General features: G+C 54.1%; 16 protein-coding genes. 13 read left to right on the forward strand and 3 right to left on the reverse strand.

The features are described from left to right. Window positions 1–14: 14 nt before the first annotated feature. From LIY45_RS02620 to LIY45_RS02665, 10 genes are all read left to right on the forward strand, one after another. The gene (locus tag LIY45_RS02620; protein ID WP_226475217.1) at window positions 15–1,022 is read left to right on the forward strand and encodes a polysaccharide biosynthesis protein; all 1,008 of its coding nucleotides are present in this window, start codon (window positions 15–17) and stop codon (window positions 1,020–1,022) included. A gap of 5 nt (window positions 1,023–1,027) precedes the next feature. Next, window positions 1,028–2,209, forward strand: coding sequence for a glycosyltransferase (locus LIY45_RS02625; protein WP_226475218.1), 1,182 nt, complete (start codon window positions 1,028–1,030; stop codon window positions 2,207–2,209). Between the two features lie 230 nt (window positions 2,210–2,439). Then, on the forward strand, window positions 2,440–3,465 hold the full coding sequence (locus LIY45_RS02630; RefSeq protein WP_226475219.1) for an EpsG family protein: 1,026 nt from the start codon (window positions 2,440–2,442) through the stop codon (window positions 3,463–3,465). 2 nt (window positions 3,466–3,467) lie between these two features. Next, entirely contained in the window at window positions 3,468–4,475 is a 1,008-nt protein-coding gene (locus LIY45_RS02635; protein ID WP_226475220.1) for a glycosyltransferase, read from the forward strand. A 15-nt stretch (window positions 4,476–4,490) separates the two neighbouring features. Next, window positions 4,491–5,078 (forward strand): acyltransferase, encoded by a 588-nt coding sequence (locus LIY45_RS30760; protein ID WP_346268999.1) that lies wholly within the window; start codon window positions 4,491–4,493, stop codon window positions 5,076–5,078. Further along, window positions 5,075–5,998 carry a glycosyltransferase gene (locus tag LIY45_RS02645; protein WP_226475221.1) on the forward strand — a complete coding sequence of 308 codons (924 nt, stop codon included), beginning with the start codon at window positions 5,075–5,077 and terminating at the stop codon, window positions 5,996–5,998. The genes LIY45_RS30760 and LIY45_RS02645 overlap by 4 nt, the downstream gene beginning before the upstream one ends. 16 nt (window positions 5,999–6,014) lie before the next feature. Beyond that, a complete protein-coding gene (locus LIY45_RS02650; protein ID WP_226475222.1) occupies window positions 6,015–6,977 on the forward strand; it encodes an SDR family oxidoreductase in 963 nt (320 codons plus the stop codon). Next, the gene (locus LIY45_RS02655) at window positions 6,974–7,993 is read left to right on the forward strand and encodes a glycosyltransferase family 4 protein (protein ID WP_226475223.1); all 1,020 of its coding nucleotides are present in this window, start codon (window positions 6,974–6,976) and stop codon (window positions 7,991–7,993) included. Before LIY45_RS02650 ends, LIY45_RS02655 begins: the two co-directional genes overlap by 4 nt. A gap of 93 nt (window positions 7,994–8,086) precedes the next feature. Further along, the gene (locus LIY45_RS02660) at window positions 8,087–10,084 is read left to right on the forward strand and encodes a nucleoside-diphosphate sugar epimerase/dehydratase (RefSeq protein ID WP_226475267.1); all 1,998 of its coding nucleotides are present in this window, start codon (window positions 8,087–8,089) and stop codon (window positions 10,082–10,084) included. A gap of 111 nt (window positions 10,085–10,195) precedes the next feature. Next, window positions 10,196–10,528: a helix-hairpin-helix domain-containing protein gene (locus LIY45_RS02665; RefSeq protein ID WP_226475224.1), complete on the forward strand. Its 333-nt coding sequence runs from the start codon at window positions 10,196–10,198 to the stop codon at window positions 10,526–10,528. Between the two features lie 27 nt (window positions 10,529–10,555). Here LIY45_RS02665 and LIY45_RS02670 read toward each other — a convergent pair whose 3' ends face one another. The 3 genes from LIY45_RS02670 to eat all read right to left on the reverse strand — a co-directional run bounded on the left by LIY45_RS02670 (window position 10,556) and on the right by eat (window position 12,877). Continuing rightward, window positions 10,556–11,134, reverse strand: coding sequence for a TetR/AcrR family transcriptional regulator (locus tag LIY45_RS02670; protein ID WP_226475225.1), 579 nt, complete (start codon window positions 11,132–11,134; stop codon window positions 10,556–10,558). A gap of 99 nt (window positions 11,135–11,233) precedes the next feature. Next, the gene (locus LIY45_RS02675; RefSeq protein ID WP_017477341.1) at window positions 11,234–11,401 is read right to left on the reverse strand and encodes a DUF2897 family protein; all 168 of its coding nucleotides are present in this window, start codon (window positions 11,399–11,401) and stop codon (window positions 11,234–11,236) included. 111 nt (window positions 11,402–11,512) lie between these two features. Next, window positions 11,513–12,877 carry an ethanolamine permease gene (gene eat, locus LIY45_RS02680; protein ID WP_226475226.1) on the reverse strand — a complete coding sequence of 455 codons (1,365 nt, stop codon included), beginning with the start codon at window positions 12,875–12,877 and terminating at the stop codon, window positions 11,513–11,515. Window positions 12,878–13,221: 344 nt separating this feature from the next. Between eat and kdpF the strand changes: the two genes are divergently transcribed. From kdpF to kdpB, 3 genes are read left to right on the forward strand one after another with little or no spacing between them, the layout of a single operon-like run. Further along, window positions 13,222–13,311, forward strand: a complete 90-nt coding sequence (gene kdpF / locus LIY45_RS02685) for a K(+)-transporting ATPase subunit F (RefSeq protein WP_003218754.1) — start codon at window positions 13,222–13,224, stop codon at window positions 13,309–13,311. A gap of 9 nt (window positions 13,312–13,320) precedes the next feature. Beyond that, on the forward strand, window positions 13,321–15,015 hold the full coding sequence (gene kdpA / locus LIY45_RS02690; protein WP_226475227.1) for a potassium-transporting ATPase subunit KdpA: 1,695 nt from the start codon (window positions 13,321–13,323) through the stop codon (window positions 15,013–15,015). Between the two features lie 12 nt (window positions 15,016–15,027). Continuing rightward, window positions 15,028–17,085, forward strand: coding sequence for a potassium-transporting ATPase subunit KdpB (gene kdpB / locus LIY45_RS02695; protein ID WP_226475228.1), 2,058 nt, complete (start codon window positions 15,028–15,030; stop codon window positions 17,083–17,085). Window positions 17,086–17,122: the final 37 nt, after the last annotated feature.

The following is a 17,122-nucleotide window of genomic DNA, read 5'->3' on the forward strand; positions in this document are numbered from 1 at the left end:
AGGTGGGTCGTACTATGTTTGATAACAAAGTTTTAATGATCACAGGCGGTACCGGTTCGTTTGGTAATACCGTATTGAATCGGTTTCTGAATACTGATGTCAAAGAAATCATCGTATTTAGTCGGGATGAAAAGAAGCAAGAAGATATGCGTATTGCTTTGAATAATCCTAAAGTGAAGTTCCATATTGGTGACGTACGGAATTATGAAAGTATCAACCGCGCCATGGCTGGTGTGGACTACGTGTTTCACGCCGCAGCCCTGAAGCAGGTACCTTCGTGTGAATTTTATCCAATGGAAGCAGTACTGACGAACGTTACCGGGACCGAAAACGTTTTGAATGCTGCGATTGACAATAATGTTAAACGCGTTGTGCTCCTCAGCACTGATAAAGCAGTGTACCCAATTAATGCAATGGGTATTTCCAAAGCAATGGGCGAAAAGATTTTGATCGCTAAGTCTCGGACTGTCCGTGAAGGCGGCCCGGTCTTTTGCGCCACCCGCTACGGGAACGTGATGGCGTCACGCGGCTCTGTGATTCCTCTTTTCGTTGAAAAGATCAAGGCCGGCGTACCGCTCACCGTGACTGATCCAAACATGACTCGTTTTTTGATGAGCCTGGAAGACTCTGTTGATCTTGTACTTCATGCATTTGAGTATGGTGAACAGGGCGATATTTTCGTTCAGAAGGCGCCCGCCAGCACTATCGGTGACCTGACTATTGCACTTAAGGAGTTGTTTGCCAGTGATGCCGCAGTGAATATCATAGGCACTCGCCATGGTGAAAAGCTCTATGAGTCGTTGGTGTCTCGTGAGGAAATGGCCAAAGCTAAGGACATGGGCCGTTACTATCGTATCCCTGCGGATAACCGTGACCTTAACTATGATAAATTTATTATTGAAGGTCATCCTGAGGCCAATGCGATCGACGACTACACTTCTCACAATACAGAACTACTGAGCATTGAAAAAATTAAAGAACTGCTGATGACGTTGGCTTACATTAAGCAAAGTATCGGTTAATAGGTATGACTCTATTAAGTGTAATCATACCAACGCATAACAGGGCCAAATATGCTGTGCAATCTATCCGGTCTATTCTGGAGATTTCACAGGATATTCAGGTAGTCGTGTGTGACTCAAGTCCGGTAGACGATATTTCCAGTCATTTTGCGGGCGAGTACTCGGCATCCCGTTTAAAGTTGGTGCGATCCGGACAAGGCATAAGTGTGGTAGATAACTTTAATCTTGGCTTGGACTCTGCCGATGGCGAGTATCTGATTTTTATTGGAGATGATGATTTCGTCTCCAATGAAGTCATGCAAGTCGCTGCGTGGGCGAAAGAAAAGCATATCGACTCTTTGAAGTTCAGTTTCCCTGCGCTGTATTATTGGGATGACTTCAAACATTCAACCCGTGGTGACATGTATTCTGGAACGGTACACATCACGCCGTTCAATGGTGCAGTGACTTCCCACGACCTGAAAGCATCAATGACCTACGCCGTTGACAATTTCGGCGGTGGCGTTTTTGACATGCCGCGTGCGTATGCCGGCATGATATCGGCGGACTTGGCTCGCAGGATCAAAATAAAGTACGGTAATTTATTTGGCGGGGTCAGCCCCGATATCTATAGTTCATACCTTATTTCTAATGAGTCAACGAATTGTTTTCTCATTGATTACCCGGTGATCGTTCCAGGTGCATCAGGTGTCAGTACTTCCGGGCAAAGCAGTTCGGGCGGGCATTACGGAAAGCTCAGAGAGAACGCGCATATTGCACCGTTTAAGAATCTGGTTTGGGATGAGCGCATTCCAGAATTCTACTCTGTGCCCACTGTCTGGTCTTACTCGCTTCTAAAGGCGATAGAACAAGTGGAGATGGCTGATCGGGTTCGAATTCGGCCAAATTTCGGTCGGTTATTGGTCAAGTGCTTTTTGTATTTTCCCGGCTCGTATAAACAGACGTTCGCCTCTTTAAGGAAATCGGCTTCTTTATATGGCTACGGCAAGATTGTCGGTCAATTGATCGGTTCTGTTTGGTCCGAGTTTCTTTGGGTCGTTTCGCGGATTGCCAGTCGCCTGCGCGGCCGAAAAGCGGGGGGTAGTGAAGTGGCGATTTTGAAAGGCGAAGCAACTTCGTATTCGGCGAAGAAGGCGTTGCAAACATTTCTTGAGGGGCACGGTGTCAGGCTACAACTTCCACGTTAAAAAAATAGGGCGGTCTAAATAAGCGTTAGCTGTGTTTCTAATACTCTAACGCTGGACAGCGAAGTTTTGCTAAGGCTGGGTGGTCGGTATGTTTGATTAAGGAGTGCAGTGTAAACGTGGAGCGTCGGTTGTTGCCTGTCGTGCACGATGAAGGTGCTTTGAGTGTGTGGAATGTTATTGGTCCAAACCTTAGCTTTTTATGAATTGATTTTGCAGCGATGTGAGGTTTTATGGCCTTCTACATTTTAAGTACCTTGTTTTTTGTGTGTGTAAGTACGCTGGGTGGCCAAATAAGATGGCCTCGTACGTTTGTCATCTTTGGGTTGATGCCAATGATTTTGCTTGCCCTGTTGAGGGGCAATGTCGGAGTCGACACTGCAGTCTACTTGCAGGAAATTCAGAAGATAATTGAAGCTGGGGAATATACGCACACATTTGAGCCTTTTTTTGAAGGGTTGATTCTGCTGCTCTCCAGTGTTTTAGATAACCCAAGGGCAATACTGGCTGCGTTAGGCGCGTTCACAACTTTATTTTTGGTTTTGGGGGTGATGGACAAAAAACAGTCACTGTTTATTTTTTGTGCTTTTATCATACCGACCTATTACTTTGATATGGTCATGAACGGCATACGGTATGGTCTTTCTTTTGCTATTGTTTTTTGGGCGCAGCGATATTTAAGGGAGTACCAGGTAAAAAAGTTTATTGTGTGGGTGGTGGTCGCAAGTTTGATTCAGAGTTCCGGAGGTGTGCTGGGGCTTATGCTCTATGTTCTTTACAGTAGGCAATGGAAGGTATTAATCGGATCAGGCATTTTGTTTGGAGCGGGGTTTGCTGCTGCTTATCCGTATTTTATGGCGAAGCTGGAAAGTTACTCTGAAATATACACCACGTCGATTTTTTCTGGCCTGTCGACGTTAGCGGTCACGGCATGCTCGTTGTCTATATGGATGCTTGATCCTGGAACTCGCAAGAATACCTTGCCTGCTTGTTTGGTTCTATTGGGATTGTCCTTTTTCATGTTTGGCCTAGCACAATATTCTTATGCTGGATTACGCTTTTTGCAATTGATAAGTTTTGGGACGTTTTTGTATTTTGCAATATCCATATCTGGCGAGCGTGTTGTGCTTTCCAACATCACTAAAATTACACTTGTTGCTGTAGCTGTTATTGCCTTTGTACTGAAGATGAAAAACTTTTCGGACAGTGTTGGTGAGGGAGCTTCACCTTTTGTTCCCTATATGTTTTTTTGGGAGTAAGTATGATGCCGCAATCGTTATGTTCCATTATTGTGCCCATGTATAACGTCGAAAATTATATTGAGCGTTGCTTGGCAAGCTTGGTGGCACAGACGTATAAGCCTATAGAAATTATTATCGTGGATGATGGCTCGACGGATAATTCCCTGAATGTCTGTGAGCGTTATTTCGACGGCGTCGATAATGTAAAGATTTTGACTCAAGTCAACAGTGGTCAGGGTGTGGCGCGCAATTTTGGTGTAAGCGTCGCTTCGGGTGAGTATATCGTTTTTGTGGATGCTGACGACTGGATAGATGAAAGTCTTTGTTCTGATATGATTTGTCGTATTGAAGAAAATCAACTCGATTTTATTAGTTATGGTTTGGATTTTATCGATCAGAATAACCAGGTCGTTCATAAAATTGACAGTTTCAAGTATTCAGAGTTGTCGGGCGAAGCTATCTTTGTCGCGGCCATGCTGGATGATTCGGTGCTGTCCAGCCCTGTTAATAAGGTATACCGGCGTTCGTTTATTAACGCGCACGGTATTGAATTTCCGCCCGTTAGAGCTTGTGAAGATATGTATTTTTCGCGAGCGATTTCATTTTTCTCGTCAACCACTGCCTTTGTTTCCAAGGTCTATTATCATGCCTTGGTGAGAGACGGCAGCACCAGCCGTGCAGTGGGCGAGGTTTTCTTTGCCTCTCTGATAAAGACGTTAGAGCTGGAAAAGCAATTTTTGATGAAAAATGGCGTTTGGGAAAAATACGACACGTTGTTTTCCGCTCATGCCTCCAAGCAGGTTGCTCATGCGTTGGTGCTTGCCGCGTTCAGGGTGCCAGCTTATGGAGATTATTCACGCATTGTCGTTGAACTCCGTGGGCTCCCGGTGATCAAGAGTGCCAGGCGTTCAGACACTTACGCGTTACTCGGGCAGAAACACAAGGTGGTTTTGGCGCTTGGTCGATCAGCTCTATTGCTGCGTGCAGTGGCCAAGATGGTAAAGTTTTGTGGATACTCTCCTTACTAAGAGAAGGTTATTAAAGTGCTAAAGGTCTATGGTGTTTGGGGGGGGATAAAGCTGCTGGGTGACCTCATCTATACAAAGTTGTTTTATCGAACAGCGAGAATAGTTAGGCGGCCTTTTTATATTCGCGGCCGTAGTCATGTGACAATCGGTAAAAATTTTACGACAGGCGTGGGGTGTCGGATTGATGCATTCCCTACAATACCGGGAATTTGCCTAAGCGTGGGCGATGATGTACAGATCAATGACTATGTGCATATCGGTGCGGTTCAATCAATAACGATCGGCAATCGGGTTCTGATTGCTAGTAAAGTCTTTATTAGCGACCACAATCATGGGGTCTATAAGGGAAGTGGCAAGCATTCTTCGCCTTTCGAGAATCCGGTTACCCGCGAAATTGCTGCTGCTCCCGTTGTTATAGAAGATGACGTTTGGTTGGGGGAGTTTGTGTGTGTATTGCCAGGGGTGACGGTTGGGAAGGGCAGTATTGTTGGTGCAATGTCTGTTGTTACTCGCGACGTTCCACCCATGAGCATTGTGGTGGGCTCGCCAGCGAAAGTGATAAAGGTATATAACGCTGAAAACTCGGCTTGGGTGGATGTATGACGGTAGTTAGCAGTTGTTCATCGAAACGTGCGCAGGTGGCGGTGTTGCTGGCTGCGTACAATGGCACCCAGTGGTTGCAGGAGCAAGTGGATTCCATTTTGAATCAGCAAGGTGTCGATGTGACACTTTTCGTCAGCGTTGATGTTTCTTCTGATGGAACCGAGGCGTGGTTTGAAGAACTCGGCAAACAGGATGCTCGCGTTCGGTTGTTGCCTTACGGTATGAAATTTGGTGGTGCGGCGAAGAATTTCTTTCGACTGATTCGCGATGTTGACTTCAGCAATTTTGATTACATTTCATTTTCCGATCAGGACGATATTTGGATTGATGACAAGCTATTCACGGCTCACGAGAAACTGTCGAACTCTGAATATTCAGCTTATTCCTGCAACGTGACGGCGTTCTGGCCGGATGGTCGTCAAGTGATTCTTGATAAGTCCCAAAAACAACGCGAGTATGATTTTGTATTTGAAGCGGCGGGGCCTGGTTGCAGCTACGTGCTTAGCGTTTCGCAAGCGCTCCGTTTCAAAGCGTTTCTTGTGGAGAACTGGTCGGTCGCGAATGAAGTATCCTTGCACGATTGGTTAGCCTATGCGTGGTACCGTTCTAACAAGATAGCCTGGTTTATTGATCCTTCCTCCAAGATTCTCTATCGCCAACATAGCAATAATCAGGTGGGCGCAAATAAGGGGATCAAGGCGCTTGTCGCGCGTTTGGCGTTGATGAGATCTGGATGGTATCGAAACGAAATTTCCAAGATTTCCAGCTTGTTGTCGACCAATTTGCCACAGTTGCCTGTTGCGTTGGTTCGCCGTGGCGAAGTGCCTTTTTCATTTCTTGTAAAAAATCTAAACAGCACCCGGCGACGTTTTCGAGATCGCGTTCTTCTGGCGGTAGTTATCGTTTTTGGAATTTACTAGTGCGGGGGCTATGTTGATGACCAAGGTGTTTGTGACAGGCGCTTCTGGATTTTTGGGGCGGGCATTAATAGAACGATTGGCTTTTCTGAATTTTTCTTGCACTGCCGCACTTCGACAACCGTTGGGATCAATCCCGGCCAGTGTTGAGCGTGTAAAATTCGATTCGCTGGATAATACATTTAACTGGTCGCCTGTGTTAGCCGGTCATGAGGTGGTTGTGCATTGCGCTGCTCGTGTACATGTAATGAACGATGCTTCTGCTGACCCTCTTGTCGAGTTTCGCAAGGTCAATGTTTCGGGCACCTTGCACTTGGCAGCTCAAGCGGCGGCGGCCGGCGTCAAGCGATTTATTTTTATTAGCTCGATCAAAGTAAACGGTGAGGCTACTCAGGCGGGCTCACCGTTCACTGCAGACGACGTGCCGTCCCCTCGCGACCCATACGGCGTTTCCAAGATGGAGGCGGAACAAGGATTGCGAGCAATGGCTGAGAAGACCGGTATGGAAGTTGTGATTATCCGCCCTGTGCTGGTCTATGGGCCGGGCGTCAAGGCTAACTTCTTGAGCATGATACGTTGGATGGACAAAGGTATTCCCTTACCCTTCGCTGCGATTGATAACCGCCGGAGTCTGGTGGCACTGGATAACCTGGTGGATTTGATCGTCACCTGTATTGCTCATCCAAACGCGGCTAATCAAACGTTTCTGGTCAGTGATGGTGACGATTTATCAACTGCCAGCCTGTTGAAGAAGATGGCACAGGCATTGAATAAGCGTGCCAATCTTTTCCCAATGCCCGGCTATATGTTGCAGGCCGCCGCAACGTTGGTGGGCAAAAAAGCGATTTCGCAGCGACTCCTGGGGTCGCTGCAGGTCGACATTTCGAAAACCAGGAATCTGTTGCAGTGGCAACCGCCGCTGTCGGTTGACGCCGCGCTGAAGGTCACGGCGTCACATTATATGGAGCTTAAAAAACGATGATCTATGGGTATTTTGCTGTCGTCGTTTTTGCATTGTCGGTCGGATTGACTTGGGCATTGAGGCGTTATGCGCTGTCTCGAAGCATCATAGATATTCCAAATGCCAGAAGTTCACACTCGGTGCCAACGCCTCGCGGCGGTGGTGTTGCGATTGTGGTGGCATTTCTGCTTTCCCTGTTGGTACTGGGGTATGCGCAACTTGTACCGGCTGCGATCATTATCGGTTTGGGCGGCGCAGGTGCGCTGATCGCGATTGTCGGCTTTATGGACGATCATGGTCATATTGCTGCACGTTGGCGTTTGCTGGGACATTTTGCCGCGGCGGCCTGGGCGCTCTTCTGGTTAGGCGGATTGCCGCCCCTTCAAGTCATAGGCTTCAGTGTTGACTTTGGCTGGATCGGGCACGTTCTGGCAGCGTTCTATCTGGTGTGGATGCTCAATCTTTATAACTTCATGGACGGGATTGACGGCATTGCCAGTGTCGAGGCTATTTGTGCCTGCCTAGGCGTATGCCTGCTTTACTGGTTAGCCGGGTTGGATCACCTTATTTGGTTGCCATTTATTCTCGCGATGGCGGTAGCAGGTTTCCTGTTTTGGAATTTCCCCCCTGCGCGCATTTTCATGGGGGACGCAGGCAGCGGATTCCTTGGGATTGCCCTTGGAATTATTTCAATTCAAGCGGCGTGGGCTTCATCGCAACTGCTTTGGGCATGGTTGATCCTGTTAGGGGTTTTTATCGTCGATGCCACTTACACATTGATCCGTCGGCTGCTGCGTGGTGATAAAGTCTACGAAGCCCATCGCAGCCACGCCTATCAGTATGCATCCAGGCAGTTTGGCACGCATCGCCCGATAACCTTGGCGGTGGGGGCTATCAACCTGTTCTGGCTATTGCCTTGGGCTGCGGCGGTTGTATTGTTACAACTGGACGGCTTGGTGTGCCTATTATTGGCTTATCTGCCGCTGGTTGCATTGGCTATCAAGTTTCACGCGGGGTCACTTGAGAAGGTCGTTTGAGTGTATTGCGACTTTTTTCAGGAAAAATTCGCTAAGAAACGTAGAATGAGCGCTGGCGAGTAAATAGCAGGAGCAGTCTGAGTGAACGAAGGGATTATGGGGAGGTTACGGACGGTTCTTTTGGGCCTTCCGCGGCGTAAGAAACGGCTTATTCAGGTGTCTACCGACATATTTGTCGTGTGGGCGGCCTTGTGGCTGGCATTTGTCGTAAGGCTCGGCTTTGATGAGATGGTCAACCCGCTGAAGGCCCATCTGTGGCTGTTTCTCGCTGCGCCAATAGTTGCCATTCCCTTGTTTGTCCGTTTTGGGATGTACAGGGCAGTGATGCGTTACTTTGGCAATGATGCGTTGATAGCAATCATCAAGGCCGTGAGTCTTTCTTCCCTCATTCTGGGTGTGTTGGTGTACTGGTACGGCAACCATCAGACTGTCGTCCCGCGTTCCATTATTTTCAATTACTGGTGGCTCAGTCTGATCATGGTGGGTGGACTGCGTTTGGGCATGCGTCAGTTCTTTCTCGGGGACTGGTTCGCTGCCGCTCAACACGTGCCGTTCACGAATCGTGAGGATGGTCTGCCACGGGTTGCCATTTATGGCGCCGGTGCCGCGGGCAACCAGTTGGTCGCGGCTCTGCGTATGGGACGTGTGATGCGTCCAGTGGCTTTTATCGACGACGATGCCAGCATCTCAGACCGTGTCATTTCTGGCTTGCAGGTCTTTAAACCCAAACACATCCAGCGGATGGTCGACATCACTGGTGCCCAGGAAATATTGCTGGCCATCCCTTCCTCCAATCGCGGTCGTCGTCGGGAAATTCTCGGCTACCTCGAGGGCTTTCCACTCCACGTGCGCAGTGTTCCAGGGTTCATGGACCTGGCCAGTGGTCGGGTCAAGGTGGATGACATCCAGGAAGTCGATATCGCCGACCTGCTTGGGCGTGATGCGGTGCCTGCGCAAGCCGAGTTGCTGGAGCACTGTATCAAGGGGCAAAGCGTCCTGGTGACCGGGGCGGGTGGTTCGATCGGTTCCGAGCTCTGCCGACAGATCCTGGCCTTGCGTCCGACCACATTGCTGCTATTTGAGCACAGTGAGTTCAACCTCTACAGCATCCTTTCGGAGCTGGAGCAGCGTGTCCATCGTGAGTCGCTGCCGGTGAAGCTGTTGCCGATCCTGGGCTCGGTGCGCAATCAGTCCAAACTGCTGGATGTAATGAAAACCTGGCGCGTGGACACTGTCTACCATGCCGCAGCCTACAAGCATGTACCGATGGTTGAACACAACATCGCCGAAGGCGTATTGAACAATGTCATCGGCACCTTGAACACTGCACAGGCGGCGTTGCAGGCGGGTGTGTCGAACTTTGTGCTGATCTCCACCGACAAGGCTGTACGCCCGACCAATGTGATGGGCAGTACCAAGCGCCTGGCCGAGTTGACTCTGCAAGCCCTTAGCCGTGAGTTGGCACCGGTATTGTTCGGTGACAAGGCGAACATCTCACGGGTCAACAAAACCCGTTTCACCATGGTGCGATTCGGCAATGTGCTGGGTTCATCGGGATCGGTAATTCCGCTATTCCACAAACAGATCAAGTCAGGTGGCCCGCTCACGGTGACCCACCCGAAGATCACACGTTATTTCATGACCATCCCTGAAGCCGCGCAGTTGGTGATTCAGGCAGGTTCCATGGGCCTGGGTGGTGACGTATTCGTGTTGGACATGGGCGAGCCGGTGAAAATAGTCGAGCTGGCAGAGAAGATGATTCACCTCTCTGGCTTGAGTATTCGCTCCGATAAGAATCCCCATGGCGATATCGCCATAGAGTTCTCGGGCCTGCGCCCCGGCGAAAAGCTTTACGAAGAGTTGCTGATTGGTGACAACGTGGTAGCTACTCAACACCCGATGATCATGAGCGCCAATGAAGATCATTTGGCTTGGGATGTACTCAAGGTCAAGCTGACCGAGTTGCTTGCTGCTGTGGATCAGGACGACTACACCCGCGTGCGCCAGCTTCTACGTGACACTGTCAGCGGTTACGCCCCGGATAGCGAAATCGTCGACTGGATCTACCAACAACGCCGCCTGGAACCCTAAACTCACACCCTGTAACTCACCCATTTTTGACTCACTCCAAACATCACCTAAGTTTGAAAAGCAGCTTCGGAAAAGCTGCTTTTCCCTTATCGATGTCATGGAGCGTCACCAATGCATAAAGCGTATCTCTCATCCCTCATCTTCGCCTTCCTCACCAGCCTCTCGGTAGCCACCACAGCCGCACCCGCCACCAAACCCGAGAGCCCGACCCCCATCGCCACTCAAATGACCAAGGTCGAGCAATCCACCAAAGTCAGCCTCAACTCCGCCGACGCTGAAACCCTGCGCCGCGACCTATTCGGCATCGGCGCAGCCAAAGCGAAGGCCATCATCGCCTACCGTGAAACCAACGGCCCCTTCACGGCGATAGATGAGTTACTGGAAGTAAAGGGAATCGGCAAGGCGCTTCTGGAAAAGAACCGCGACAGGCTTGAGGTGAAATAAGAACCTGAAAGCAGGCGGGGAGGCCGGTCATCGACCGGCTTTCTTTTGCTCAACAAGCTCCGCCTTCAAGCTTCCCCGCACCACATCAAGAATCCGCGTCGCCAACTCGGCGCTCTTCACACTTCTCGCCAACACCAACGCCCCCACCAGCGTCGACATCAGCACCAGGCTCTGCTCCCCGGCATTCGGGCTGCCAAGCGCCGCTTCTACCTGCTTGAGTCGCGCTTTAAGCACCTCATCCGTCGTGCGGCTGTGCTGCCCACGCAACCCCATCTCCGGAGACATGGTCGTCAGCGGGCACCCTTCATGCGGCGAAGTCTGGTGCCATTCCGACAGATAGCTGTCGATAAACGCTTCCAGCGGCCGCTCCTGGCTAAACAGCTTTTCGCAATACGCATCCAACTCTGCCGCTGCCGCCTGCAACGCCTTCTCCACCAATTCATCCTTGGACTTGAAGTGCGCATAAAACCCACCATGGGTCAGGTTCAGCGCTTTCATCAGCGGCTGCAGACCTGTCGCACCAATGCCGTCGCGGCGAAAGCGTACCGAGGCTTCCTTGATGATGCGCTGGTAGGTTTGAGCTTTGTGGTCTTGTGAATAGCGCATAGGAAGGCCTCCGAAACATCAGGCCATATTAACCAAGCTTGGCGGGGCATACGCGGGTGTTTACAAAATTGTGCGGCTCAACGGGGAGCCGCTTCAGCCTCAGCGATCCTGGGCATCCTTGGAGTCCGCCTGGGCATTTCGCTCTGCCACGCGCTGGCGTTGTTCTTCGGTCAATTCAACCTTGTTGGCGCTGTCTCGCAGCATCAACAAACCACCGACGATCGAACCGATCGCGACCACTAATATCAACCAGGCATACCACGGCATAGGGCTCTCCTTGAGGCAGCAAACCGTGGGGGGAATTTCCCACGGTAATGACTGCTTTGAGTAACGGGCTTTGTTAGTAGTTCATTGTAGGCCCGTTCTGCCTCGGTAACCTTATAGCCCGGTCAACATTGCATCGGCCGGTGCATCGGCGCGATCTTGCGCGGTCAGTTGGAAGTACACGAACCCCACCGCCATGAAGCCCAGGAAGATCAGGCCGATCAGCGCGTTGAACCATGCCATCGCCACCAGGCACACCACGGCCAGTACCAGCGCGATCCCCGGCACGATCGGATAGCCCGGTGCGCGGAAGGTGCGTTCCAGCAGCGGTTCGGTCTTACGCAGTTTGAACAGGCTGAGCATGCTCATGATGTACATGACAATGGCGCCGAACACGGCCATGGTGATCATTGCTGCGGTCAGGGTCATGCCGCCCAGGTTGATCAGTCCGTCGCTGTAGATGGCGGCTATACCGACGATGCCGCCGGCGATGATTGCCCGGTGCGGCGTCTGAAAGCGCGACAGTTTGGCCAGGAAAGAGGGCAGGTACCCCGCGCGCGCCAGGGCGAAGAACTGGCGGGAATAACCGAGGATGATCCCGTGGAAGCTGGCCACCAGGCCGAACAGGCCGATCCACACCAGCATGTGCAGCCAGCCCGAGCTGTCGCCGACCACGGTTTTCATTGCTTGGGGCAGGGGGTCGTTGATGTTCGACAGGGTGCGCCAATCGCCGACGCCGCCGGCAAAGAACATCACGCCCATCGCCAGGATTACCAAGGTGAGGATGCCGCTGATGTAGGCCTTTGGAATGGTGCGCTTGGGATCTTTCGCTTCTTCGGCGGCCATGGCGGCGCCTTCGATGGCGAGGAAGAACCAGATGGCAAAGGGAATCGCCGCGAACATCCCGGCAATTGCCGGCGCGCCGAAGGTGTCGGAGCCGGCCCAGCCATTCAGGGCGAAGTGGCTGAAGCTGAAAGCGGGAGCGACCACACCCATGAACACCAGCAGTTCGGCCACGGCGAGCACGCATACGACCAGTTCAAAGGTCGCCGCCAGCTTCACGCCAAGAATGTTCAAGCCCATGAACACAATGTAGGCGCCGACGGCCGCGTGTTTCGGGTCGAGGGCCGGGAACTGCACATTCAGGTAGGCGCCAATGGCCAGGGCGATAGCGGGCGGGGCGAACACGAATTCAATCAGTGTTGCCAGCCCGGCAATCAATCCGCCTTTTTCACCAAATGCCCGGCGGCTGTAGGCAAACGGGCCGCCGGCGTGAGGAATCGCGGTAGTCAGTTCGGTGAAGCTGAATATAAAGCAGGTGTACATGGCGGCGACCATCAGTGAGGTCACCAGGAAGCCCAGTGTTCCTGCCACGCCCCAGCCGTAGCTCCAGCCAAAATATTCTCCGGAAATCACCAGTCCGACGGCGATGCCCCACAAATGCAGGGTGCCCAAGGTGGGTTTGAGGTGTGTGTTCATCGTGTAGCGCTCCCTGAACGGTTTGGAATGTTTCAGGGCATTGCAGCGGACATGCCATTAGCCAATGCGGTGTCGTAAAGGCGCCGAACTGTCGCCGAGGGAACGGTTTGGCGTTTGAATCATCTCAAGCGCTGCACCAGATGAGGGCGTTGGTGTCTGGTCTGACGCTATCGCGGGCAAGCCCGGCTCCCACATTTGAAGTGCATACCCCCCGTAAACCCCGCATAAACCCACTCTTTACGCCGTCTTTACGCCCCACCCCTACCGTCGCTCTCGTTCCTTTACGCCACTCCTGCGGACAATCCTCCTACACGCGGCAGTCGCCGCACGACGGAGAAACTTCCATGAGCGTTCTGGACGGGGTGTCACTGCTGTTGGCTGTGGCGCTGTTCATTTATCTGCTGGTTGCGCTGTTACGCGCGGATCGGAACTAGGAGCAGGCTATGCACAGTTATGACTATTGGCTGATCATCGCCTTCTTTGCCTTGGTGCTGATTCCGGCACCGGCCCTGGGGCGGTTCTATTACAAGGTAATGGAAGGGCAGCGAACCTGGCTCACGCCGGTGTTCGGCCCGGTCGAGCGTGTTTGCTATCGCCTTTCGGGGGTCGATGCAGACCAGGAACAGAGCTGGCAGAAATACGCGCTGGCGTTGCTTGCCTTCAACTTCGCGGGTTTCCTGCTGCTGTTCGCGTTTTTGCTGTTCCAGCAGTATCTGCCGCTGAACCCGCAGAAATTGCCGGGTCTGGAATGGACACTGGCGTTTAACACCGCGATCAGTTTCATGACCAACACCAACTGGCAGAACTACAGTGGTGAAGCGTCCCTGAGCTACCTCAGCCAGATGGCCGGTCTCACCGTGCAGAACTTCGTCAGCGCCGCCACCGGCCTTGCCGTGCTGGTTGCGCTGTGCCGTGGGATCGGTCGCAAATCCACCAAGACCTTGGGCAACTTCTGGGTCGACATGACCCGCGCTACCCTCTACGGCCTGTTGCCGTTGTGCCTGGTGTTTGCGTTGTTCCTGGTCTGGCAGGGGGTGCCACAAACCTTCGCTCATTATGTGAACGCGGTGACCCTGCAGGGCGTTGACCAGGTGATCCCGCTGGGGCCTGCTGCCAGCCAGATTGCGATCAAGCAATTGGGCACCAACGGCGGTGGCTTCTTCGGTGTCAATTCGGCGCATCCTTTTGAAGACCCGACCGCCTGGGCCAACCTGTTCGAGCTGGGCGCAATCATCCTGATCCCGGTCGCGCTAGTGTTCACCTTTGGCCACTACGTGAAAGACCTGCGTCAGAGTCGGGCGATCCTCGGTTGCATGCTGGCCTTGTTCATCATCGGCGGCGCAACCGCGATGTGGGCCGAGTACCAGCCCAACCCGGCGCTGAACAACCCGGCGGTTGAACAGGCCGCGCCGCAGGAAGGTAAAGAAGCGCGCTTCGGCACCACCGGCACCGTGTTGTGGTCGGTGGCGACCACCGCCGCGTCCAACGGCTCGGTCAACGGTATGCAAGACAGTCTCAATCCCCTGAGCGGGATGGTCTCGCTGGTCAACATGATGGTCGGCGAAGTGATCTTCGGCGGCGTTGGTGCCGGCATGTACGGCATGTTGCTCAACGTGTTGATTGCGGTATTCCTCGCCGGTTTGATGATTGGCCGTACACCGGAATACCTCGGCAAGAAACTCCAGGCCAAGGAAGTGCAACTGCTGGTGGTGACCTTGCTGGTGATGCCGGTGGGCACCCTGGTACTGGGCGCCATCGCTGCGACCCTGCCGGGCCCGGCCAGTGCCATCAGTAACCCTGGGCCCCACGGTTTCAGCCAGTTGCTGTACGCCTATACCTCGGCCAGTGCGAACAACGGTTCGGCGTTTGGCGGCTTCAGCGCCAACACTACGTTCCACAACCTGATGATGAGCCTGTCGATGTTGCTGGGTCGCTTCGGCTACATCCTCCCGGTACTGGCCCTGGCCGGCAGCCTGGCGATGAAGAAGACCGCACCGATTGGCCAGAACAGTTTCCCGACCCACGGCCCGCTGTTTGTGACCCTGTTGACCGTGACCATTTTGCTGGTGGGCGGCCTGACCTTCCTGCCGACGCTGGCACTTGGGCCTATCGCTGAACACTTGAGCATGGGCTTCTAAGGGGATATGAAAATGAATATGCCTGCAAAAAACGCGGCTCCGGTGAAAACCCAGGAGCCGGCCAAGACCGCAATGTCGGCCCTGTGGCGCCCGGCGCTGGTCCAGGCGTTCGTCAAGCTGGACCCGCGCCAGCTGCAACGCTCGCCAGTGATGCTGGTGGTGGAACTGACCGCGATCCTCACCACCATCCTGTGCTTCGTGCCGGATGTTGCCGTACCGACCTACGTCGCCGTGCAAATCGCCGTGTGGCTGTGGTTCACCGTGCTGTTCGCCAACTTCGCCGAAGCCTTGGCTGAAGGTCGCGGCAAGGCCCGTGCCGACAGCCTCAAGGCGGGCAGCGAGGGCCTCAGCGCCCGTCGCAAGGAAACCGACGGCAGCTTCAAGGTCGTACCGGCCACCAGCCTGCGCAAAGGTGATGTGGTACGCGTGGTCGCCGGGGAAATGATCCCGGGTGACGGCGAAGTCGTCGAAGGGATTGCTGCGGTCAATGAAGCGGCGATCACCGGCGAGTCCGCTCCGGTCATCCGTGAATCCGGCGGCGACCGTTCGGCCGTCACCGGCAACACCCGCCTGGTTTCGGACTGGTTGATGATCCGTATCACCGCCAACCCGGGCGAGTCGACCCTGGACCGTATGATCGCCCTGGTGGAAGGCGCCAAACGTCAGAAAACCCCCAACGAAGTCGCGCTGGATATCCTGCTGATCGGCCTGACGCTGATCTTCCTGCTGGTGGTGGTGACCCTGCAGCCGTTCGCCCACTTCGCCAATGGCAACCTGCCGCTGGTGTTTCTGGTGGCGCTGCTGGTGACGCTGATTCCGACCACCATCGGCGGCCTGTTGTCGGCCATCGGTATTGCCGGCATGGACCGCCTGGTGCGCCTCAACGTGATTGCCAAGTCCGGCCGCGCGGTGGAAGCGGCGGGGGACGTGCACGTACTGCTGCTGGACAAGACCGGCACCATCACCTTCGGTAACCGTCGCTGCACCAACGTGATCGCCGCGCCCGGTGTCAGCGGCAAGGAGCTGGCCGAAGGCGCACTGCTGGCGTCCCTGGCGGACGACACGGCCGAGGGTAAATCCATCGTCGAATACCTGCGTGGCCTGCACCCGCAAGCCGAGCCATCGACGGATGCGTTGACCTCCGTACCGTTCAGCGCGGAAACCCGCCTGTCCGGCGTCGACTACCAGGGCCGTGTGTTCCGTAAAGGTGCCGTGGATTCGCTGCTGGCCTTCATCGGCCTGCAACGCCGCGACCTGCAACCGGCGCTGTCCCGGGAAATCGACAAGATCGCCCAGAGCGGCGGTACACCGTTGCTGGTCTGTGCCGACGGCAAGTTGCTCGGCGCGATTCACCTCAAGGACGTGGTCAAGCCCGGCATCCGCGAGCGCTTCGCCGAGCTGCGCAAGCTGGGGATCCGCACCGTGATGGTGACCGGCGATAACCCGCTGACCGCCGCCGCGATTGCTGCTGAGGCCGGTGTGGATGACGTGCTCGCCGAAGCCACTCCAGAGAAGAAGCTGGCGCGCATTCGTCACGAACAGAACGACGGTCGCCTGGTTGCGATGTGCGGTGACGGCGCCAACGACGCCCCGGCGCTGGCCCAGGCGGACGTCGGCATGGCGATGAACGACGGCACCCAAGCCGCCCGTGAAGCGGCCAACATGGTCGACCTCGACAGCGACCCGACCAAGCTGCTGGACGTGGTGCAGATCGGCAAGGAATTGCTGGTGACCCGCGGTGCACTGACCACCTTTTCCATCGCCAACGACGTGGCCAAGTACTTCGCGATCCTGCCGGCGCTGTTCGCCTCGATCTACCCGCAACTGGGTGTGCTCAACGTGATGCACCTGCAAAGCCCGCAGAGCGCGATCCTCTCGGCCATTGTGTTCAACGCGTTGATCATCGTGGTGCTGATCCCCCTGGCACTGCGCGGTGTACGTGTGCAGGCGGCGAGTGCGGCGGCGTTGCTGCGCCGCAACCTGCTGATCTACGGCCTGGGCGGGATTGTGGTGCCGTTCGTGGGCATCAAGGCGATCGACATGCTGTTGACCGCGCTGCACCTGGTTTGACTCGATGCCTGCAGGTACCGGCAAACCGGTGCCTGCA

It is taken from the genome of Pseudomonas sp. MWU16-30323 (assembly GCF_020515595.1).
Taxonomy (GTDB): domain Bacteria; phylum Pseudomonadota; class Gammaproteobacteria; order Pseudomonadales; family Pseudomonadaceae; genus Aquipseudomonas; species Aquipseudomonas yamanorum.